Annotated in this window: 19 protein-coding genes; 4 read left to right on the forward strand and 15 right to left on the reverse strand. The window is 68.9% G+C overall.

The annotated features are described in order from the left end of the window. Window positions 1-317: 317 nt before the first annotated feature. The gene (locus M9945_RS18540; RefSeq protein ID WP_367945749.1) at window positions 318-2,276 is read left to right on the forward strand and encodes a M23 family metallopeptidase; all 1,959 of its coding nucleotides are present in this window, start codon (window positions 318-320) and stop codon (window positions 2,274-2,276) included. Window positions 2,277-2,367: 91 nt separating this feature from the next. Here M9945_RS18540 and M9945_RS18545 read toward each other — a convergent pair whose 3' ends face one another. The 8 genes from M9945_RS18545 to M9945_RS18580 form a co-directional block, all read right to left on the reverse strand. Beyond that, window positions 2,368-3,864, reverse strand: coding sequence for a L,D-transpeptidase family protein (locus M9945_RS18545; protein WP_367945750.1), 1,497 nt, complete (start codon window positions 3,862-3,864; stop codon window positions 2,368-2,370). A 116-nt stretch (window positions 3,865-3,980) separates the two neighbouring features. Next, on the reverse strand, window positions 3,981-4,712 hold the full coding sequence (locus tag M9945_RS18550; protein WP_367945751.1) for a class I SAM-dependent methyltransferase: 732 nt from the start codon (window positions 4,710-4,712) through the stop codon (window positions 3,981-3,983). Window positions 4,713-4,798: 86 nt separating this feature from the next. Continuing rightward, the gene (gene clpB, locus M9945_RS18555) at window positions 4,799-7,405 is read right to left on the reverse strand and encodes an ATP-dependent chaperone ClpB (protein ID WP_367945752.1); all 2,607 of its coding nucleotides are present in this window, start codon (window positions 7,403-7,405) and stop codon (window positions 4,799-4,801) included. Window positions 7,406-7,660: 255 nt separating this feature from the next. Beyond that, entirely contained in the window at window positions 7,661-8,425 is a 765-nt protein-coding gene (locus M9945_RS18560; RefSeq protein WP_367945753.1) for a DUF4167 domain-containing protein, read from the reverse strand. Between the two features lie 316 nt (window positions 8,426-8,741). Beyond that, entirely contained in the window at window positions 8,742-9,614 is an 873-nt protein-coding gene (gene prmC, locus M9945_RS18565; protein WP_367945754.1) for a peptide chain release factor N(5)-glutamine methyltransferase, read from the reverse strand. After that, the gene (gene prfA / locus M9945_RS18570; protein WP_367929138.1) at window positions 9,607-10,686 is read right to left on the reverse strand and encodes a peptide chain release factor 1; all 1,080 of its coding nucleotides are present in this window, start codon (window positions 10,684-10,686) and stop codon (window positions 9,607-9,609) included. Before prfA ends, prmC begins: the two co-directional genes overlap by 8 nt. Window positions 10,687-10,704: 18 nt before the next feature. Next, a complete protein-coding gene (gene ptsP, locus M9945_RS18575) occupies window positions 10,705-12,975 on the reverse strand; it encodes a phosphoenolpyruvate--protein phosphotransferase (protein ID WP_367945755.1) in 2,271 nt (756 codons plus the stop codon). A gap of 99 nt (window positions 12,976-13,074) precedes the next feature. Next, window positions 13,075-14,349 (reverse strand): aspartate kinase, encoded by a 1,275-nt coding sequence (locus tag M9945_RS18580; protein ID WP_367929136.1) that lies wholly within the window; start codon window positions 14,347-14,349, stop codon window positions 13,075-13,077. Window positions 14,350-14,548: 199 nt separating this feature from the next. On the opposite strand from M9945_RS18580, the gene ubiG reads away from it, so the two are divergent. Together ubiG and M9945_RS18590 are read left to right on the forward strand one after the other, a co-directional pair. Further along, window positions 14,549-15,298, forward strand: a complete 750-nt coding sequence (ubiG, locus tag M9945_RS18585; protein WP_367945756.1) for a bifunctional 2-polyprenyl-6-hydroxyphenol methylase/3-demethylubiquinol 3-O-methyltransferase UbiG — start codon at window positions 14,549-14,551, stop codon at window positions 15,296-15,298. A gap of 35 nt (window positions 15,299-15,333) precedes the next feature. Further along, entirely contained in the window at window positions 15,334-15,657 is a 324-nt protein-coding gene (locus M9945_RS18590) for an MmcQ/YjbR family DNA-binding protein (RefSeq protein WP_367929134.1), read from the forward strand. 25 nt (window positions 15,658-15,682) lie between these two features. On the opposite strand, the gene M9945_RS18595 is transcribed toward M9945_RS18590, so the two are convergent. Genes M9945_RS18595 through M9945_RS18610 form a run of 4 tightly spaced genes read right to left on the reverse strand, consistent with a single transcriptional unit; the run spans window position 15,683 to window position 18,052 of the window. Continuing rightward, window positions 15,683-16,108 carry a DUF1178 family protein gene (locus M9945_RS18595; protein WP_367945757.1) on the reverse strand — a complete coding sequence of 142 codons (426 nt, stop codon included), beginning with the start codon at window positions 16,106-16,108 and terminating at the stop codon, window positions 15,683-15,685. Window position 16,109: 1 nt separating this feature from the next. Then, window positions 16,110-16,964, reverse strand: a complete 855-nt coding sequence (locus M9945_RS18600; protein WP_367945758.1) for a carbon-nitrogen hydrolase family protein — start codon at window positions 16,962-16,964, stop codon at window positions 16,110-16,112. Then, window positions 16,961-17,239, reverse strand: coding sequence for a glutaredoxin 3 (grxC, locus tag M9945_RS18605; protein ID WP_367929131.1), 279 nt, complete (start codon window positions 17,237-17,239; stop codon window positions 16,961-16,963). The genes M9945_RS18600 and grxC overlap by 4 nt, the downstream gene beginning before the upstream one ends. A 30-nt stretch (window positions 17,240-17,269) precedes the next feature. Beyond that, window positions 17,270-18,052 carry a ComF family protein gene (locus tag M9945_RS18610; protein WP_367945883.1) on the reverse strand — a complete coding sequence of 261 codons (783 nt, stop codon included), beginning with the start codon at window positions 18,050-18,052 and terminating at the stop codon, window positions 17,270-17,272. 206 nt (window positions 18,053-18,258) lie between these two features. On the opposite strand from M9945_RS18610, the gene M9945_RS18615 reads away from it, so the two are divergent. Beyond that, complete coding sequence (locus M9945_RS18615; protein ID WP_367945884.1) at window positions 18,259-19,119, forward strand: class I SAM-dependent methyltransferase; 861 nt, start codon at window positions 18,259-18,261, stop codon at window positions 19,117-19,119. Between the two features lie 4 nt (window positions 19,120-19,123). Here the strand turns inward: M9945_RS18615 and M9945_RS18620 are convergent, their stop codons facing one another. The 3 genes from M9945_RS18620 to M9945_RS18630 form a co-directional block, all read right to left on the reverse strand. Further along, window positions 19,124-19,300: a Flp family type IVb pilin gene (locus tag M9945_RS18620; protein ID WP_367945759.1), complete on the reverse strand. Its 177-nt coding sequence runs from the start codon at window positions 19,298-19,300 to the stop codon at window positions 19,124-19,126. Between the two features lie 196 nt (window positions 19,301-19,496). Further along, window positions 19,497-19,817, reverse strand: a complete 321-nt coding sequence (locus M9945_RS18625; protein WP_367929129.1) for a hypothetical protein — start codon at window positions 19,815-19,817, stop codon at window positions 19,497-19,499. 173 nt (window positions 19,818-19,990) lie between these two features. Further along, window positions 19,991-21,211, reverse strand: coding sequence for an ABC transporter substrate-binding protein (locus M9945_RS18630; RefSeq protein WP_367945760.1), 1,221 nt, complete (start codon window positions 21,209-21,211; stop codon window positions 19,991-19,993). Between the last annotated feature and the right edge of the window lie 74 nt (window positions 21,212-21,285).

The raw sequence follows: 21,285 nt of genomic DNA on the forward strand, positions 1-21,285 counted from the left end.
TTTTGATTTTTTTTCCGAAGCCGGCTGTTCCCCGTTCGGCAGGCCGGGAAAGGGTCCCGGGCGGCCTCGCCGACCCTCTTATACCGGGGGCCGACACAAAGCGGCCCAATTCCGTCCATAGGCCGCTTGGATATCGCGATGGAGCGAAGGCACCTGCATGTCGCCTATATATAGAGAGCGGGCGGCGGTGCGCCGCATCGGGCGGGCCCGCCCTCGGCCGGCGCTCCGCTTCGTTGACTTCACGGCCGCGGACGGGCAATTGTCGACGCGCGGAACTTTTCACCGGCCGCCCGGCCAAGGGGGAACACGGCGCCCGCATGCAGCCGATCGATGAAACCATAGCCGCGCTCGGCAACGAACCGCCGATGGTGACGGGCGGGCGCTCCGGCCCGCCGGACCGGCGCGAGGTCTCCGCCCGCTGGCTGTCCGGCACGTTCTTGACCGGCATCACATCGAGCGTCTTGATGGGCGTGGCGCTGTTCGCGGCGCTCGACGGCCGCGAGCAGCTGGCGACACCGCCGGAGATCCTCAACCTCGCCGCGCTCGACGGCGGCGCGGCAAGCGAAGGCAGCGCCAAGACCAACCGGGTCATCGCGCCGCGCGCCGTCGCCCGCGCCACCGACCGCCGACGTATGGAGGTCTCGACCATGCTCAAGGCGGGCGACCGAGACGTGGTGCGCACGCTCCCCTTCGTCCAGGTCAGCATGGCGCTGGCCGCCGGCCACGCCACTACCCGCTCCTACCCGGCCTTCGACCCGCTCGACGTCTTCGCCGAGGACGGCGCGGCCGCGCCCCAGAGCCCGCTCGACACCGGCTTCATCTATGGCGCCAAGGTGGAGAGCGAGGTCAGCCTCCACACCATCGACTTCCCGATCGAGACCGCCAATTTCGACGGCCGCGTGACGCTGACCGCCGACGAGGTCGAAACCGTGGTGCGCAACACCGCCGCCATCCTCACCGACGGCGCAGTGCAGGTCGCGGCGCTGCACTATGTCGACCCGCAGCGATTCGGCGAAACCCTCGCCACCCAGACCCTCGGCGTGTCCTACGGCATCCGCATCGTGCCCGAGAACGTCTCGGTCTCGCCGCGCGAGGCCGAGGCGGCCGCCGCCGCCGAATATGCCGAGGACATCCTTCCCTTCCACGCCGACCGCGACATCGGCGAGATGCTCACCGAATCGGGCTATTCGCAGGACGATTCGGCGACCATGGCCCACTCATTCTCCGTGCTTCTCGGCTCGTCGGTGCTGAAGGCGGGGTCGGTGATGCGCCTCGGGATCGAGACGCGCGGCGAGATGAGCCGGATCGTGCGCGCCAGCCTCTACGAGGGCCGCCGCCATCACCTGACCATCGCGCTCGACGACCACGACCAGTTCGTCAAGGGCAGCGAGCCGGAGCCGAACCCGGCGGTCCTGACCGCGTTCGACACCAACCAGCCGGTTGCGCGGCCGCGCGGCGACCTGCCGACCGTCTATGACGGCATCTGGCGCGCCGCCTATTCCTACGGCATGAACCGGTCGATGACGCGCCAGCTCGTGCGCCTCCTCGCCTCCGACGTCGATTTCCAGTCGCGCCTCAACCCCGGCGACCGCATCGACGCATTCTTCTCGCAGCCCGACGACGAGGACAGCGCGACCGACGAATCGGAGCTGCTCTACGTGCAGGCGACGTTCGGCGGCAACACGCGCACCTTCTACCGCTTCCGCATGGACGACGGCACGATCGACTATTTCGATCAGGAAGGCCGCAGCGCCCGCCAGTTCCTGCTGCGCAACCCGGTGCCGAACGGCAAGTTCCGGTCCGGCTTCGGCGGCCGCCGCCACCCCATCCTCGGCTACAGCCGCATGCATACCGGCGTCGACTGGTCGGCGCCGCGCGGCACGCCGATCATCGCCGCCGGCAACGGCGTGGTCGAGAAGGCCGGCTGGGCCGGCGGCTACGGCCGGCAGACCATCATCCGCCACGCCAACGGCTACAAGTCGTCCTACAGCCACCAGAGCGCCATCGCCAAGGGCGTCTCCGAGGGCGCGCGCGTGCGTCAGGGCCAGGTCATCGGCTATGTCGGCTCGACCGGCCTGTCCACCGGACCGCACCTGCATTACGAGCTGATCGTCAACGGCCGAAAGGTCGACCCGATGCGCGTGCGCCTGCCCACCGGCAAGACGCTGTCCGGCGAGGAGATGGAAGTCTTCCTGCGCGAGCGCGAGCGGATCGACGAGCTGCTCCGGCAGGACGACGCGCCGTCGTTCAAGCTCGCCAGCGCGACGGGGAAATGAGCGAAATAGTGAGTAGTGAGTAGGGAATAGTGAGTAGAGAAGAAAACGGGGGCTGCCTTTGAGAGCAACCCCATGATTCACTACTCACTACTCACTCAACAAATTCCACCGTCACGCCCTGCTTCACCATCTTCGCCAGCTCCTGCGCGTCCCAGTTGGTCAGGCGGATGCAGCCGTTCGATTCGGTCTTGCCGATCTTGGACGGCTCGGGCGTGCCGTGGATGCCGTAGGTCGGCTTGGACAACGCGATCCAGACGGTGCCGACCGGGCCGTTCGGCCCCGGCGGAATGCGCAGCACCTTGGTGTTGTCGCCCTGCTGGAAGTTGATCTTCGGATTGTAGGTGTATTCGGGATCGAGGGCGACCCGCTCGACGGTGTGGGTGCCGGTGGGCGACGGCGTCGCGGCCGAACCGATGGTGGCGGGATAGGCGACGACGAGCTTGCCGCGCGCGTCGTAGGCACGCACCTGTTTGCGCCCCTTGTCGGCGACGATCCGGGCGACCTCGCCCTTCTTGGCCGCGCCCGGATTGATGACCCTGATCCGGGTTCCCGGCCGGTCGAACGCCGCGCCGGGATTGAGCGCCCTCAGATACTTCTCGTCCATGTGGAAGCGCTCGGCCAGCATCTCCGGCACCGAGGTGAAGCTCAGCCGCTCCATCTGCGCCTTCTTCGAATAGTCCTCCGGCACCGAGGCGACATAGGGGCCGGCAACGTCGGTCGGCGTGATCTCGTAAGTGGTGAACGGGTCGCCGCCGGTCTCGGCGAGCCGGGCGTCGATGAACTCCTTGTCGTAGGTGCGTAGCGCCTCGCCGGTCATCTCGCGCCAGGCCGAGATCGCCTTGTTGACATTGTCGCCCATACGCCCGTCGATGACGCCGGGCGAAACGCCGAGACGATCGAGCAGGATCTGTATCTTCGCCACGTCCTCGGACGCACCGGAAACCGCGACCTCCGGCGGATTGGCCGGATCGGGCAGGCCGAGCTCCGGCGGCGCCTCCTCGATGACGGTCTCGGGCGTGCTACCGGTAGGCGGCGCAGCGGCGATGTCGGGCTCGCCCGTCGACGGCGCATCGGGCGGCGTGACCAGCGGCGCGCGCTCGACGCGCGGCACCGCTTCGTAGCGCGGCCGCTCCTCGAAGGTCGAGGGCGGCTGCGGCCACTCGTCTCTCCGGGCATAGCCCTCGTCCCCGGAGGGCGGATATTCCTCGTATCCGTAGTCGTCGGAATAATCCGGATCCGGCAGCGCGCGATAATCGCGATACTGCGGCAGGCGGCCGCCATAGGGGTCGCGCCCCAGCTCCTCGATGCGCTTTTCGCGGCGCAGCCGCGCCATGTCGTCGGGATCGTCGAGATAGTAGCGGTCCTGGCGCCGTTCGGCGCGGCGCTCCTCGCGCGGGTAGAGGTATTCGCGGTTGCGCCGTTCGCGGCGCGGCTCGCGCACGTCGAGGATCTCGCCCGTGTAGACGTCGACCACCACCTCGCGGCCGTAACGGTCCTGATAGACCTCGACCTCGCGCGGCTGCGCCGTCGCGCCCGAAATCAGCGCGCCGAGCACCAGAACCGCCAAAGAAACCGTCCTGCCGTTCATTCCTGCCCTTCCGAATCTCAACCGGGCGCTCCGTCCCGCGACCCACCATCGACGATGCGACATGAACGGGACATGAAAATGGCGAGCTTGCGGCAAGGAGCGGAAGGCGAGCCGGCCTAGCCCTTGCGGGCCGCGATCAGCGCCATCATCGGCCGCTCCAGCTCCTCGGCCAGCTCGGGCATCCCGGCGATCTGCGCAGGCGTCGGCACGAACTCCTCCACCCGCCGCAGCATGAACCCCGCGCCGATCAGCGTGTTCAGCGTCGTCCCGAGCGTGCGGTGATATTTGAGGACGCCGTCCGCTAACCAGTCGGTGCGCCGCTCGCCCTCGCTGAAATAGCCGTTGACCGGCCAGGTCCTGCGCCCGTCCTCGTCGCGGGTCCAGCGCGGATGCGCCGCCGCCATGAAGATCGGGTGCTCGATGGTGAAGATGAGATCCCCGCCGGGAGCGAGTGCGGCATGGATCGTGCGCGCGAGCCGGGCGAAATCCCGCACGTAGTGAAAGGCCAGCATGCTGAAGACAAGGTCGAACGCGGCCGCCGGCAGTTCAGCCGTATCGAGGTCGGCGATGCGGTACTCTATCGCCGGGTCGTCCGTGTCGGCGCGGGCGCGGGCGATCATGTTCTGCGACAGATCGAGGCCGAGGACCGAGGCCGCGCCCTCTGCGCGCATCCAGCGCGCGGACCAGCCGAAGCCGCAGCCGAGATCGGCGACGCGCCTGCCCGCGAGCGGCGGCAGCATCGCCCGGAGCGCCGGCCATTCCGGCGCGCCGTCCAGCCCGCGCACCTGCCGGGGCAGCCGGCTGTAGCCGGCGAAGAAACCGGGATCATCATAGATGTTCTGCGCCATGTCCACCCTCTCCCGCGGCAGGATTTCCGACGAAAAACGCCCCGCCTTTTCGGCGGGGCGTCGTTCTTTCAATTAGGGGGCCCGCTTCAGGCCGCTTCTTCCGTCTCGGCCACGCCGCCTCTGGCGCGGAAGTTGAGACGGTCGGAGCCGGCGGTGATCTTCACCAGCGACCCGTCATGGATGTCGCCGAGCAGGATGCGCTCGGCCAGCGGGTCCTGAAGCTCCTTCTGGATCACGCGCTTCAGCGGACGCGCGCCATAGGCCGGGTCGTAGCCCTTCTGGGCCAGCCATTCGACCGCCTCGTCGTCGAGGTCGAGCACGATCTTGCGATCATCGAGCAGGGCCTCCAGCCGCTTCAGCTGGATCGTCACGATCCGGCCCATGTCCTCCCGGCGCAGCCGGTGGAACAGGACGATCTCGTCGATCCGGTTGTAGAACTCCGGCTTGACGCTGCCCTTGACGATGGCGAGCACCTCGTCGCGCACGTCCGAGACATCCTGATCGTCGCGCAGCGACACGAGAAGCTCCGCGCCGAGGTTGGACGTCATGATGATCAGCGTGTTGCGGAAATCGACCGTGCGGCCCTGCCCGTCGGTCAGCCGGCCGTCGTCCAGCACCTGGAGCAGCACGTTGAACACGTCCGGATGCGCCTTCTCGATCTCGTCGAACAGCACGACCTGATAGGGCCTGCGCCGGACCGCCTCGGTCAGCGCGCCGCCCTCCTCGTAGCCGACATAGCCGGGAGGCGCGCCGATCAGCCGCGCGACCGAGTGCTTCTCCATGAACTCCGACATGTCGATGCGCACCATCGCCGTCTCGTCGTCGAACAGGAAGTTCGCCAGCGCCTTGGTCAGCTCGGTCTTGCCGACGCCGGTGGGGCCGAGGAACATGAACGAGCCGATCGGCCGGTTCGGGTCCTGCAAGCCGGCGCGGGCGCGCCGCACCGCCTTCGACACCGCCTGCACCGCCTCGCCCTGGCCGACGACGCGCCTGGCAAGCTCGTCCTCCATGCGCAGCAGCTTCTCGCGCTCGCCTTCCAGCATCTTGTCGACCGGGATGCCGGTCCAGCGTGACACGATGTGCGCGACGTGGGAGGGCGTCACGGTCTCCTCGACCATCGAGCCCTTGCCATCCGCCGCCTCGGCTTCCGTCAGCCTCTTTTCCAGCTCGGGGATGCGGCCATAGGCCAGCTCGCCCGCCTTCTGGAACTCGCCCTTGCGCTGGGCGATGGCCAGCTCGTTGCGCGCCTCGTCGAGCTCCTTCTTGAGATCCGCCGCGAGGCCGAGCTTCTGCTTCTCCGCCTGCCACTTCGCGGTCAGCTCGGCCGATTCCTCCTCGAGGTCGGTCAGCTCCTTCTCGAGCCGCACCAGCCGGTCCTTCGAGGCGTCGTCCTTCTCGAGCTTCAGCGCCTCGCGCTCGATCTTGAGCTGCATGATGCGGCGGTCGATCTCGTCCAGCTCCTCGGGCTTGGAATCGACCTGCATCCTGAGGCGCGAGGCGGCCTCGTCGACGAGGTCGATCGCCTTGTCGGGCAGGAAGCGGTCGGTGATGTAGCGGTTCGAGAGCGTCGCCGCCGAGACCAGCGCCGAGTCGGAGATGCGCACCTTGTGGTGCTGCTCGTACTTCTCCTTCAGCCCGCGCAGGATCGAGATCGTGTCCTCGACCGTCGGCTCGTCGACGAAGACCGGCTGGAAGCGCCGCGCCAGCGCCGCATCCTTCTCGACATGCTTGCGGTATTCGTCGAGCGTGGTCGCGCCGACGCAGTGCAGCTCGCCGCGGGCGAGCGCGGGCTTCAAGAGGTTCGAGGCGTCCATCGCCCCGTCGGCCTTGCCGGCCCCGACCAGCGTGTGCATCTCGTCGATGAACAGGATGATGTTGCCGTCGGCCGCCGTCACCTCGTTGAGCACGGCCTTCAGCCGCTCCTCGAACTCGCCGCGATATTTCGCGCCGGCGATCAGCGCGCCCATGTCGAGCGCCATCAGCTGCTTGTCCTTGAGCGATTCGGGCACGTCGCCATTGACGATGCGCAGCGCCAGCCCCTCGGCGATGGCCGTCTTGCCGACGCCCGGCTCGCCGATCAGCACCGGGTTGTTCTTGGTGCGGCGCGACAGCACCTGGATGGTGCGCCTGATTTCGTCGTCGCGGCCGATCACCGGGTCGAGCCTCCCCGAGCGCGCGTCGGCAGTCAGGTCGCGCGCATATTTCTTCAGCGCGTCGTAGCCCTGCTCGGCCGAGGCCGAATCGGCGGTGCGGCCCTTGCGCACCTCCTCGATGACGCGGTTCAGCGCCGTCGGCGTCACGCCGGCATTGGCGAGGATGTCGGCAGTCTTGGCCGATTTTTCCATGGCAAGCGCAGTCAGCAGCCGCTCGACCGTGACGAAGGAATCGCCCGCCTTCTTCGCCAGTTCCTCGGCGGTGGAGAACACCTTGGCCAGCGGCTGGGCGAGATAGAGCTGGCCGTTGCCGCCCTCGACCTTCGGCAGCGCCTTCAATGCCGCCTCGACGCCGAGGCGCGCGTCGCGCGGGCGCCCGCCCGCGCGCTCGATCAGCGAGGAGGCGAAGCCCTCGTCGTCGTCGAGCAGCACCTTCAGGAGATGCTCGGGCGTGAACTGCTGGTGATTGGCGGAAAGCGCCGCGGTCTGGGCCGACTGGATGAAGCCCCTGACGCGCTCGGAATATTTCTCGATGTTCATAAATCGTCTCCGTTCCCGACCGGCCCGTTCGCGGCGCCGGATCGATTTTCAGGTGACGGACCCCCTCGGACAATGACGCGGATCAAACATCCCCGCGACCCGACCGCTTGCGGCAGGCCCACTCGAAGGGGATATGGGTATCTTTTCCCACGGCTCAAGGCCCGACGGGCGGACACAAACAAAAAACGGCGGGCAAGAAGCCCGCCGTCTCTTTCGAACTGGGATCGGGCCGCCCGAAGGCGCGCCGGCCATGCGCTACTGCGCGGCCTCGGTGACGATTTCCTCGCCCGCGGCAGCCGGCGCATCCTCGCCGCCGGCGGCGTCTTCCGCCTTGACGCGGGGACGGCGCGGCCGGCGCGCGCGGCGCGGCGCTTCGCCCTCGGCCGCCTCGTCGCCGGCAGGTGCCGCTTCCGCAGTTTCGGCCGTGGCGGCCTCGACGGCGGCGCGCGGCTCCTGCCGCCTCGCCCTCGGCCTGGCCGGGGCTTCCTCTTCCTGCGCCAGCACGACCTCGGCCGGGACGCCATCGATCACCGGCTGCGGGCCGGTGCCGTCATTGTGCGCCTCGTTGCGCCGCTCGCCGCGTGGCTCATGGCGACCCTCGCCCCGCGCCTCGCCACGGCCTTCATGGCGCGGCTGCTGGCGGGAAGGCTGCTGCGGCTCGACCGCCTGCTGCATCGGCGCGAAACCCTCGTCGCCGTCCTCGTCGCCGTCATCCTCGTCGCGATTGTCGCGCATCTGCTGCTGCTGCGGCATCTGGGCCAGAGCGGTCATGATGATGCGGTTGTAGTGCTCCGCATGCTGGAGATAGTTCTCCGCCATCACCCGGTCGCCGGCGCTCTGCGCATCTCGCGCCAGCGTCGCGTATTTCTCGGCGATCTGCTGCGCGGAGCCGCGGATCTTCACGTCCGGGCCGTTGCTCTCATAGTTGCGGGTGAGCGGATTGGGGCCCTTGCGGTTCTGGTTCTGGTTGTTATTGCCGCCGCCGCGTCCGCGCATGCGCCTGTTCTGCTGTGGCCTCATTCGTCGTTTCTCATGTTGGAAATGCACTCCGTCGCAGAGGCGGCCGGGGACCGCGCGCTTTGCGTTCTTCGGTTGGCCAGCGGCTGCAAACAATGCGCCCTGGCCACGTCAAATCCTGTCCCGGTTCATGTCGTATCCGGATGGTCCCCGCACGAAGCACAGGCGCTTTTCACGCTAGGAGGCAGCCATTCCCTTAAGGAACCGAATCGACAACAACACTGCCTGCTTCGTTTCATCCGGTGGCCGGAAACTATCCGCAATAGTCTTGCTTGCCAAGCGATTTTTTGCGCTGCGCCATGGCGCGCAAGTCCCGCCTTCAGCGGGCGAAAACCAGGGCCCGCAACACGTCTCCGAGATCGCGCGCCGTGCTTGCGAGGCCGAACCCCTGCGTCGCGAAAAGCGCCTCCACATCCGCTTCCTGGCCGATGCCGATCTCGACGGCGACGACGCCATCCGTCTCGAGATGCGCCGGCGCGCCGGCGGCGATCGCGCGGTAGGCATCGAGGCCGTCAGCGCCGCCGTCCAGCGCCGCTCGCGGGTCGTGCTCGCGCACCTCTTTTGCCAGCAGCGCTATTTCACTGCTCGCAATATAGGGCGGATTTGAGACGATAAGGTGGAATCGACCCTCGATTCCCCCGAACCAGTCCGAGCGCACGGCCGTGAAACGCGGCGCAACACCCGTCATATCGGCATTCGCCGCCGCCGTCGCAAGGGCATCGGGAGAAATGTCGCTCGCTACCGCCTGCGCGCGCGGTTCCTGCGCCAGCAGCGCCAGCGCCACCGCGCCCGTGCCGGTGCCGAGATCGAGGATGCGGCATGCGCCGTGCCGGTCGGCCGCCCGCCGGGCGAAGGGCAGCGCCGCCTCGACCAGCGCCTCGGTGTCCGGCCGCGGCTCCAGCGTGCCGGCGGAGAGGGCAAGCCGCAATCCGTAGAACTCGCGGCTGCCGAGGATGCGGTGGACCGGCTCGCCGGCAAGCCGCCGCGCCAGCATCGCGCGCGCCGCTTCGCCTTGGGCATGGCCGATCGGCCGACCGGGATCGGTGACGAGATCGGTGCGCGAGGCGCCCGCCGCGTGCTCGACTATCAGCCGCGCGTCGAGCGCCGCGTCGGTGACGCCCGCTTCTTCCAATGCCCGGCGAACATGCCGCAGGAGCGGCCCGAGCGTCGCCGGCAGCGCGCCTTCAGCCATCCTGCCCGGCTTCGGCCAGCAGCTTCGACTGGTGGTCGGAGATCAGCGCGTCGACGATGTCGCCGAGATCGCCCTCCATCACCTGGTCGAGCTTGTAGAGGGTCAGGTTGATGCGGTGGTCCGTCACCCGCCCCTGCGGGAAGTTGTAGGTGCGGATGCGCTCCGAGCGATCGCCCGAGCCGACCTGGAGCCGGCGCGATTCGGCGCGGTCGCCGGCCGCCCTGTCGCGCTCCATGTCGTAGAGCCGCGCCCGCAGGATCTGCATGGCCCGCGCCCGGTTCTGGTGCTGCGACTTCTCGGCCGACACGACCATGATGCCGGTCGGCAGATGGGTGATGCGCACCGCCGAATCCGTGGTGTTGACGTGCTGGCCGCCGGCGCCGGACGCGCGCATCGTGTCGATGCGGATGTCCTCGTTGCGGATCTCGACGTCGACCTCCTCCGCCTCCGGCAGCACCGCGACGGTGGCGGCCGAGGTGTGGATGCGCCCGCTGCCCTCGGTTTCCGGCACGCGCTGGACGCGGTGGACGCCGGATTCGAACTTCAGATGCGCGAACACGCCCTTGCCCGAGACCGAGGCGATCGCCTCCTTGAAGCCGCCGACCTCGCCCTCGCTCGCCGAGATCAGCTCGAAGCGCCAGCCCATCCGCGCCGCATAGCGCTCGTACATGCGATAAAGGTCGCCGGCGAACAGCGCCGCCTCGTCGCCGCCGGTGCCGGCGCGGATTTCGAGGATCGCGTTCTTCTCGTCGGCCGCGTCCTTCGGCAGGAGCAGGATCTGGATGTCCTTCTGCAGGCCCTCGATCCGCTCCTCGACGCCGGGAAGCTCGGCCTCGGCCAGTTCGCGCATCTCGGCGTCGGTCGCCTTGTCGGCGAGCATGGCTTCGAGGTCGGCAAGCTCGCCCTCGGCGGCGCGCAGCTCGCGGATCCTGCCGGCCATCTCCTGCAACTCGGAATATTCCGAGGCAAGCTTGACATAGGCTTCCGGCGACGGGCCGGCCGCCATCTGCGCCTCGACGAGCTCGAAGCGTTTCAGGACCTGGTCCATCCGGTCGCGCGGCAGTTCGATCATGCTGGGTCTACAAGCCTGTCAAAGAGGAATGTCGTTCTCGGCGGCGAAGGCGGCGAGCATGCCGCGCACGTCCTTCTCGCAGGTCTGCGCGTTGAGCGTGTCGTCCATCAGCTCGGTCAGCGTGCCGAGCGGCAGCTCGGTCAGCATCGCCTTGACCGGGCCGATCGCCGCCGGCGACATCGAGATCGAGCGGTAGCCGACGCCGAGAAGCGCCATTGCCGAGATCGGCCGGCCGGCCAGCTCGCCGCACAGCGTCACCGGGGTTCCGGCCTCGCGGCCGGCCTCGGTGATCTGGCGCAGGAGCCTGAGAAACGGCACCGAGATCGGGTCGAAGCGGTCGCCGACGCGACTGTTGCCGCGGTCTGTGGCGGTGACGAACTGGAAGAGGTCGTTCGAGCCGACCGAGACGAAGTCGACCGTGTTCATCAGCTCCTCGAGCTGCCACATCAGCGACGGCACCTCGATCATCGCGCCGAGCTTCAGCGTGTTCGGCAGATGGTGGGCGAAGCGCGACAGGTGCCGCACCTCGCGGTCGATGATCTCGCGCGCCTGCCTGATCTCGGCGATCTCCGTCACCATCGGCAGCATGACGCGCAATTCGCGTCCGCCGGCCGCCTTGAGCAGCGCCCGCATCTGGGTGCGCAGGAGGCCCGGCCGGTCGAGGGTGAGCCTGACCGCACGCCAGCCCAGCGCCGGGTTCTCCTCGTTCTCCGTCGCCTTGAAGTAGGGCAGCACCTTGTCGCCGCCGATGTCGATGGTGCGGAAGGTGACGGGCTTGCCGCGCGCCGCGTCGATCACGTCGCGATAAAGCCGCTCCTGCGCCTCGGCGCGCGGGAAGGTCGAGGCGACCATGAACTGAAGCTCGGTGCGGAACAGGCCGATGCCCGCCGCGCCCGATTCGGCGAGCTGCGGCAGGTCGACCGCGAGCCCCGCATTCATCATCAGCTCGACCGGGACGCCGTCCCTCGTCACCGACGGCTTCTTGCGCAGCTCGCGATAGAGCTCCTGCCGGCGGGCGCGGAACCGCACCTTCTCGGCAAAGGCGGCCTCGACATCCGCCGTGGGGCGCAGATGCACCGCGCCCTCGACCCCGTCGACGATGGCGGCGTCGCCGTTCTCGGCCATCGACACCGCGCCCTTGGCCTGGCCGGCGACGGGAATGCCCATGGCGCGCGCCACGATCACCACATGGCTGGTGATCGCCCCGTCCTCCAGCACCAGCCCGCGCAGCTTCTCGCGCGGATAGTCGAGAAGCTCGGCCGCGCCCATCGAGCGGGCGACGATGATGGCGTCGCGCGGCAGCGAGGCGGCCAGCGTCTCCGGCCCGTGGCCGAGCAGCATGCGCAGGAGCCGGTTGGCGAGATCGTCGAAATCGCTCATCCGCTCGCGCAAGTACGGGTCGGTCATGTGCAGCATGCGCGCGCGCATGTCGGACTGCACCTTCTCGACCGCGGCCTCCGCCGTCAGGCCGTTGCGGATCGCCTCGTGGAGGCGCCGTACCCAGCCGGTGTCGTCAGCGAACATGCGGTAGGCTTCGAGCACGGCGCGATGCTCGCCCTCGAAGGCGACGTCGCGGCGCGACAGCATGTCGTCGAGCGACAGCCGCAGCGAGCCGAGTGCCCCTTCGAGCCGCTCGACCTCCTCCTCCGAATCCTCGTTGAACAGGTTGGTGACGACGATGCGCGGCTCGTGCAGCACGACATGGCCGAGGCCGATGCCCTCGTTGAACGGTGCGGCCGAGATCGTCACCGGCCGCGACAGGTCTAGCTCGATGCCGGGCCGCGTCAGCCGGGCGAGGTCGCCGGTGGCGATCATCTCGGCGATGACCATCGCCGTGGTCTCCAGCGCCTCGATCTCGTCCTCGCGATACTGGCGCATGGTGCGGTTCTGCACCACGAGGACGCCGAGCGTCCTGCCGGCGCGCAGCACCGGCACGCCGAGGAAGGAGTTGTAGATCTCCTCGCCCGTCTCCGGCAGGTAGGCGAAGGCAGGATGCTTCTGCGCCTCGGAAAGGTTCAGCGGGCGCGCGCTCGCGGCGATGGTGCCGACGAGGCCCTGTCCGAGCCGAAGCTGCGCATGGTGGACCGAGGACGGGTTCAGGCCTTCGGTGGCGTAGAGCTCGAGCACGGAATCGGCGCGCAGCACGTAGAGCGAGCACACCTCGGCCACCATGTTCTGGGCGATATGATGGACGATGCGGTCGAGCCGGTCCTGCGGCTCGAGCGGCTCCGCCATCAGCTCGCGAAGCCTTCTCAGCAATAGGCGCGGGCCTGCGGCCGTCTCTCGCATCGCGCTCCTTTCAAACGGCGGCAGCGCCGCCGGACCTAGGGTCCGCGCGCCGCCATCCATCGGGAATGTCGCCTCCGGCGCCTGCCGCAGACTTCTCTTCTACTGCTTATCGAGGCCGTAGACGGAATGCAAAGTGCGAACCGCAAGTTCTGTATAGGCGCCGTCGATCAGAATGGAAATCTTGATTTCCGAGGTGGTAATCGCGCGGATGTTGATGCCCTTGTCGGCCAGCGCCCGGAAGGCGGTGGCGGCGACGCCGGCGTGGCTGCGCATGCCGATGCCGATGACCGAGACCTTGGAAAGCCCTTCCTCGTGCTGGATCACGTCGAAGCCGATCGTCTCCCTGACCTTCTCCAGCACCGACAGCGCCTTGGCGACGTCACCGGCCGGCACGGTGAAGGTCATGTCGGTGAAGCTGCCGTCCTCGGAAATGTTCTGGACGATCATGTCGACATTGATGCCGGCCTCGGCCAGAGGGCCGAAGATGCCGGCCGAGACGCCCGGGCGGTCGGCGACGCGGCGCAGCGAAATCTGCGCCTCGTCCTTGGCGTAGGCGATGCCGGTAACGACTTGCTGTTCCACGATCTCGTCCTCGTCGCAAATGAGGGTTCCGGGCGGGTTCTCGAAATCGCCCATGCCGGGCGCGTCGGGTTCCTCGAAGGAGGAGCGCACGAAGGTACGCACCTTGTGCACCATGGCGAGCTCGACCGAGCGCACCTGAAGCACCTTGGCGCCGAGCGAGGCCATCTCCAGCATCTCCTCGAAGGAGATGCGGGCAAGCCGCCGCGCCTTGGGCTCGACGCGCGGGTCGGTGGTGTAGACGCCGTCGACGTCGGTGTAGATGTCGCAGCGGTCGGCCTTGACCGCGGCGGCGAGCGCCACGGCCGAGGTGTCGGAGCCGCCGCGGCCGAGCGTGGCGATGCGGTTGTCCGGCCCGACCCCCTGGAAGCCGGCGACGACCGCCACCTGTCCGAGCCCGAAGCGGCGGACGAGCTCGGCGCCGTCGATGTCGGTGATGCGCGCCGCGCCATGGGCGTTGTCGGTGCGGATCGCGATCTGCCAGCCCTGCCAGGAGCGGGCGTCGACGCCCATCGACTGGAGAACGAGCGCGAGCAGCCCGGACGTGACCTGCTCGCCCGAGGCGACCACCGCGTCATATTCGCGCGCGTCGTAGATGTTGAGGTTCGAGCCTTCGGCCTTGGAGGCGTCCCGCACCCAGCCGACCAGCTCGTTGGTCTTGCCGGCCATGGCGGAAACGACGACCGCGACCTCGTGGCCGGCATCGACCTCGCGCTTGACGTGGCGCGCCACATTGCGGATGCGGGCGATGTCGGCGACCGAAGTCCCGCCGAATTTCATCACGATGCGCGCCATGAAAGCGACTGGCCCCTGCGAAGCGATCCGGAAAGAGGTTTTCCCCGGAGAAATCAAGCTGAAACGCCCCTCATGCCGGGGCGCGGATGCGCGGGTTCGATAGCCGAATCCGCCTCGCCGCGCAAGCGAGATGGGACGGGCGTGCTTGACATTCCCGCGCCTCTCCCCGACTTGATTTGAGGTCACGAGGAGACACGCCATGCCAGAGGTCCGACGAACGACCATCGACGCCGGAGAGATCGAACGCTTCTCCGCCATCGCCGCCGAGTGGTGGAACCCCAACGGCAAGTTCCGGCCGCTTCACAAGTTCAACCCCGTCCGGCTCGCCTATATCCGCGACCAGGTCGCCGCCCGCTTCGGGCGCGATCCGCATGCGGCCAAGCCCTTCGAGGGGCTGCGCATCCTCGACATCGGCTGCGGCGGCGGGCTCCTGTGCGAGCCGATGGCCCGGCTGGGCGCCGAGGTGGTCGGCGCCGACGCCTCCGAAACCAATATCGAGGTGGCGAAGCTCCACGCGGCCGAGGTCGGCGTCTCCATCGACTACCGCGCCACCACGGCCGAGGCGCTGGCCGAGGCGGGCGAGACCTTCGACGTCGTCCTCAACATGGAAGTGGTCGAGCATGTCGCCGATGTCGGCCTGTTCATCGGCAAGTGCGCCGAGATGGTGCGCCCGGACGGGGTGATGTTCGTCGCCACCATCAACCGCACGCTGAAGGCGCTGGGCCTCGCCATCTTCGGCGCGGAATACGTGCTGCGCTGGCTGCCGCGCGGCACCCATCAATACGGCAAGCTGGTGCGCCCGGAGGAGCTGGAGCGCGCGCTCGGCGAGGCCGGCATGCGCGTCGTCGACCGCACCGGCGTCAGCTACAGCCCGCTCGCCGACCGCTGGCAGAAATCGGCCGACCTCGACGTCAACTACATGGTGCTGGCCGAGAAGACGCGGCAATAGGCGCACCCGGCGCGCGGCAGGAGGAGGCCACGCCCTTGAACGCGGAGGATTTCCGGCGCATCGCGCTCTCCCTGCCGGAGGCCGAGGAGAAGTCGCATTTCGGCAAGGCAGATTTTCGCGTGCGCAACAGGATATTCGCCACCCTGCCCGCGTCCGGGCGCGGCGTGCTCAAGCTGACGCCCGACGAGCAGTCGATGCTGGCGGAAGCCGAGCCCGCTATCTTCGCCCCGGTGAAGGGCGGCTGGGGCCGGCAGGGCTGGACGGAAATCGCGCTCGACGCGGCCGACGAGGCGACGCTGCGCAGCGGGCTGACGACGGCCTGGCGCAACGTCGCTCCCGCCGCGCTGAAGAAGCGCTGATCCCGCGCCGGCCCGGCTTGCCGGCTCAGTTCGTGTCGTCGGGAAAGGCCGGCAGTGGCACGAAGTCGACGCCGTCGTCGAGAAGGCCCCGCGCCTCCTCGGTGGTCGCTTCGCCATAGATGCCGCGCGGCTCGACCTCGCCGAAATGGATCCTGCGCGCTTCCTCGGCGAACTTGTCGCCGACATAGTCGGCGTTCTTGCGCGCCTCCTCGGCCATCGCCTTCAGCTTCGCCAGCGCCTTGCGCTGCTCCTCGCCCATGGCGAGCGCCATCGTCTCGCGCTTGCGGCCGGTGGAGACGGACGGCGCCATCAGCGCCTTCTCGACCTTGACCGATTGGCAGACCGGGCAGGAAACCAGGCCCCGCTTCTTCTGGGCATCGAAGTCGTCGCCGTTGCGGAACCAGCCGTCGAAGGCGTGGTCCTTGTCGCAGGAGAGGGAGAAGCGGATCATCTCAGCCTCCCGCGGCCGTCGCCGCTCCCGCATGCGCGACCGCGAATTCGCGCGCGTTCTTCAGGTTCGGTATCTTGCCCCGCGCCTCAGCCACCTCGGCAAGGTCGATGTCGGCGACGACGACGCCCGGCTCGTCATGGTCGGCCTCGGCCACCACGCGCCCCCACGGATCGACGATCAGCGAATGGCCGTAGGTCTCGCGGCCGTCCTCGTGCAGCCCGCCTTGCGCGGCCGAGACGACGAACGCCCCGTTCTCGATGGCGCGGGCGCGCTGCAGCACGTGCCAGTGCGCCGACCCGGTCTGGCGGGTGAAGGCGGCCGGCGCCGTCAGAATCTGCGCCCCCGCCAGCGCCTGCGCCCGGAAAAGCTGGGGAAAGCGCACGTCGTAGCATACGGCCATGCCCAGCCGCCCGAACGGCAGCTCGACGACGGTCGCGGCAGTGCCCGGCTCGTAGGTCGCCGATTCGCGCCAGCTCTCGCCATTGTCGAGATCGACGTCGAACATATGGATCTTGTCGTAGGTGGCGAGCAGCCCGCCGTCGGGGCCGAACAGGAAGGCGCGGTTGGCGACCTTGCCGTCGGGCCGGGCGATCGCGGTCGAGCCGACATGGACGACGATGCCGAGCTCGGCGGCGAGCCGGCCGGCGGCGCGCTCCACCGGGTCCTCGCCTTCAGGCTTCAGCACCGCCCTGAGCGCCGCCCGGTCGCGCATCAGCGCCCCGGTCATCTCCGGCGACTGGACATAGGTCGCGCCCCTGCCCGCCGCCTCGCGCACCAGCGCCTCGAAGTCGGCGACGTTGCGCGCGACGCTCTGGCCCGAGCGCATCTGCAGCGCCGCCACCCTGACCGCGGTCATCGTCCGTCCTCCCCGTTGCCGCCGGCGAGCAGCGCGTCGAGCTTCCCCGCGCGCTCCAGCGCGTGGAGGTCGTCGCAGCCGCCGACATGGGTGTCGCCGATGAATATCTGCGGAAAGGTCGAGCGTCCGTTGGCACGCGCCATCATCTCTTGCCTCAAATCCGGCGAGAAGGTCGCGTCGCGCTCGTCATAGGCGACGCCCTTGGAATCGAGGAGCCGCTTGGCGGCGGAGCAATAGCCGCACAGCGCGCGGGTATAGATCGTCACTTCGGTCATCATCTCGTCCGGGGCTCGAGCCTGTCGTCCTCATATAGTCCCGGCTTCGTCGGGCAGGAAGACCCCTTGCCCCGCCTCGCCCGCGCCGGGCTCGCCGGGCAGGACCCGCGCGAAGGTCAGCACGTCGACCTCGGCCGCGCCCGCCTTCCTCAGCGCCTTCGCGACCGCTGAGACCGTGGTGCCGGTGGTGTAGACGTGGTCGACGACGAGGATGCGCCGGCCGCGCACGGCGATCTCCGACGCCGGCGGCACGCGGAACGCGCCGCGCACATTGTCCTCGCGCTGGCGCGCGCCGAGCCCGACCTGCTGGCGCGTGGCGCGGATGCGCGCCACCGCGTCGGGCAGGAATCGCCGGCCGGTAAGGGCGCACAGCGCCCGCGCCAGCTCGGCCGACTGGTTGAAGCGGCGGCGCAGGAACCGGCCGCGATGCAGCGGCACCGGCGCGACGGCGTCCGCCTCGGCCAGAAGCTCGGCCCCCGGCCGCATCATCCAGCGCGCCATGGTCGGTGCGAGCTCGGTGCGGTCGCCGAACTTCAGGTTCAGCACCATCTGCCGCGCGACCCCGTTATAGGCGACCGCGGAGCGGGCGCGGGCGAAGGGCGGCGGGTTGGCGATGGCGTCGGCCGAGAGGATGCCCTCGCCGATCTCGTGCGAGAACGGCGTTCCCAGGACCTCGCACCACGGCCGCTCGATGAAGCGCAGCTTCGGCCAGCAGCCGCCGCACAGGGTGAACGGCTCGGCCACCAGCCGCCGGCACGAGGGGCAGACGGGCGGAAACAGCAGGCGGGCCGGCAAACCCGCGATCCGCCGCATACAGTCCTTGATATCCGCCGCGCGATCGTTCACGACAAGGCTCGTCTCACAGGCCATTCATGGCCATGCTAGAGCATGTCTCCCAAAAGTGGGAACCGGTTTCGGGATCAAGACATGCATGAGACAGGGAGCTGAAGCGCAAGGAGCGAATCCGAAGGATCGCGGCGCGCTTCGGCAGACGGAGCAATGTCATGTCGGAAAACCCGGTGGAGCCGATCTTCGATCTCGATCTGGCGGCGGCGCGCAAGCGGCGCGCCCTTGGCGCGGCCGGCGCCGGGGCCGATTTCCTGATGGCCCGCGCCGCCGACGACCTCGGCGAGCGGCTGGCCGCGGTGCCGCGCCGCTTCGGAACGGCCGCCGCGCTGTTCTGCCAGACGCCGGCAGCGGCGCTGGCGCTCGCCGCCACCGGCAAGGTCGGCGAGGCGGTGCGCGTCGAGGCCGACGCCGCGCTGCTCGACGGCGCGGACGGCATGGTCTCCGCGCCCGAGACCGTGCCGTTCGAGCCGGAAAGCCTCGACCTCGCCGTCTCGCTCTATCACCTCCACGAGGTCAACGACCTGCCCGGCATGCTGGTGCAGATCAGGCGGGCGCTGAAGCCGGACGGGCTGTTCCTCGGCTGCCTCGCCGGGGCCGGCACGCTGGCCGAGCTGCGCGAGGCGCTGCTGGCGGCCGAGACGGAGCTGACCGGCGGCGCGAGCCCGCGTGTCTCCCCTCTCGCCGACGTCCGCGACGCCGGCGCGCTCCTCCAGCGGGCGCGCTTCGCCCTGCCCGTCGCCGACCACGAGACGGTGACGGTGCGCTACGATTCGATGTTCGCGCTGATGCGCGACCTGCGCGCCATGGGCGCGACCGCCAGCCTCGTCGCCCGCAGCCGCAAGCCCGCGGGCAAGGCGCTGTTCCTGCGCGCCGCCGAGACCTACGCCGAACGGTTCTCCGATCCGGACGGGCGCGTGCGCGCCACCTTCTCGACCATCTGGCTGTCGGGCTGGGCGCCGCATGCGGGCCAGCAGAAGGCTGCCCGGCCGGGCAGCGCCACCGTATCGCTGGCGAAGGTGCTCGGGAAATGAGCCCTTACGGAAGGTTGGTGTTGGATTGCTGGATCTCGTCCGCGGCCTTCTGGTAGATCGCCTGAAGCTCGGTGAAGATGCTGCCGGCGCCGGCCAGGATGGCCATCGACACGATGGCGGCGATCAGGCTGTACTCGATTGCCGTCGCGGCGCGCTCATCCCTGACAAATCGCTTCAGCATCGCTTCTCTTCCCGCTCGGGATCGCACGCGTCGGTCCAATAGGCCAAGACTAGAGAGACGGAAATGAGGAAAGGTTAACGGCGTTCGGTTCTCCCCGCGGCGAGGGGAACAGGCTTAACGATCCGTTCCTGCGGCTCCGGGCGTTCGTTTTGCCGCATTTATGCGACGTCAGGTGATTCCACCTGACTGCAAAATGCTAGCAGTCGCCGGTGCGCATGCCGTTGTTGCGGATGATGCAGACCGAGGAGGGCGACGGCTGGAGGACGCTGCGCCGGACCGTGTAGGCCCCGTTCGCCCTCGGGCCGACCGTTCCGGTGGCCATCGTGTCGAGCCGGTTCGTATAGGCCGAATAGGCCATGCGCTCGACCTGGTTCTCCGCCAGCGGCGTCAGCACCAGCGCCAGCCCGACGGCGGCCGAGCCGAACAGCAGCGCCACGCGCAGCGCGCCCATGCCGAAATCGCTGAAAATGCCGCCGCGGTTCCTGTGCGGCTCTTCCCACTCGTCACGCAGCGACATCGATACCCTCATCACGATCGGCGACACACCGGCGTGGCCACGGCGCCACATGGGTCAATCTTTCACGTTCTTCTAAACGTCCGATTAACGATGATGGCGATTTCAAAGCATGAAGAAGGCCCGGAAGGTTTCCCCTCCGGGCCTTTCCTGTCCGCCTTCGCGGCACGGCGTCCTTACGGAAGCTGGACCGGGCCGACGTCCTTGAAGCCCGCGCCCTCGATCACCGTCTCGATGATGACGCCGGGCACGTCGCCCTTCTCGTCGAACTCGTGGCTGCCGGCGGCGCCCTCGTAGTTGATGTCCTGGCCGGCGGCGATGAGCCCGACCGCCTTCTGCCACTCGCCCGGCAGGATCACCTCGCCCGGCGCGCTTGCGATCTCGCGCAGCGCGGCCGACAGGCCCTCGCGGCTGTCGGAGCCGTTCTTCTGGATCGCCAGCGCCAGCATGAAGGCGGCGTCGTAGGACTGGGCGACGAACGAGCCGGCCGGGTCGAAGCCCGCCGCCTTCGCCGCTTCGGTGAAGAGCGTGGTTCCGGCGGTTTCGGACGAGCCGATCTTGACGCCGATGAAGCCGTCGAGCTTGCCTTCGCCCACGGCCCCGACGATGCTGTCGCCGACCATGCCGTCGCCGCCGGCGAACTTGTCGAAGTCGCCGCCCTCGAGCGCCTGGCGCACGATGGTCTGGCCCGAGCCGTCGACATAGGCGAGCACCACGAGGACGTCCGCCCCCGACGAGGCAAGCGAGCCGAGCTCGGCGCGGTAGTCGGCCTTGCCGTCCTCATGCGCCTCGTTGGCCGCCACCGTGCCGCCCAGCGCCTCGAACGCGGCGGCCGTGGCGTCGGCGAAGCCCTTGCCGTAGTCGTTGTTGACATAGGTGATGGCGATGCTGCCGTAGTTCGCCTCGTTCAGCAGCTTGGCGAGGACCTGGCCCGAATAGGCGTCGGACGGGGTGGTGCGGAAGACGAGGTCGTTGTCGTTCAGCCCCGACAGCGCCGGCGAGGTCGCCGCCGGCGAGATCAGCACCACGCCGCCGGGAATCGCGGCGGTGTTGGCGGCGGCGATCGTCTCGCCCGAGCAGAGCGGGCCGACCAGCCCCGTCACATTCTCCGAATTGACCATGCGGTCGGCGGCGGCCGAGGCCGCGGTGGTGTCGATGCAGGTGGAATCGCCCTGCAGCAGCGTCAGCGTGCGGCCGTCGAGGATGCCGCCCTGCTCGTTGACCTGCGCGACGGCGAGCTTCGCGCCCTCGTGGATCGGCGGCACCAGCGACTCGATCGGGCCGGTGAAGCCGCCGAGAAAGCCGAGCTTGACGTCCTGGGCGTGGGCGGCGGACGCCGCGGCCATGGCGGCGGCGGTGACGGAAGCGGCGAGGAGCCTGCGGAACTTCGGTGACATGGAAACCTCCCTGTTAGCCGTAAGACTGAACTCTTGAACTCCGGCGCCCCGCTCGCGGGGCCCGGCCTGCCGCC

The sequence above is a fragment of the Aquamicrobium sp. genome (assembly GCF_023954335.1).
Taxonomy (GTDB): domain Bacteria; phylum Pseudomonadota; class Alphaproteobacteria; order Rhizobiales; family Rhizobiaceae; genus Aerobium.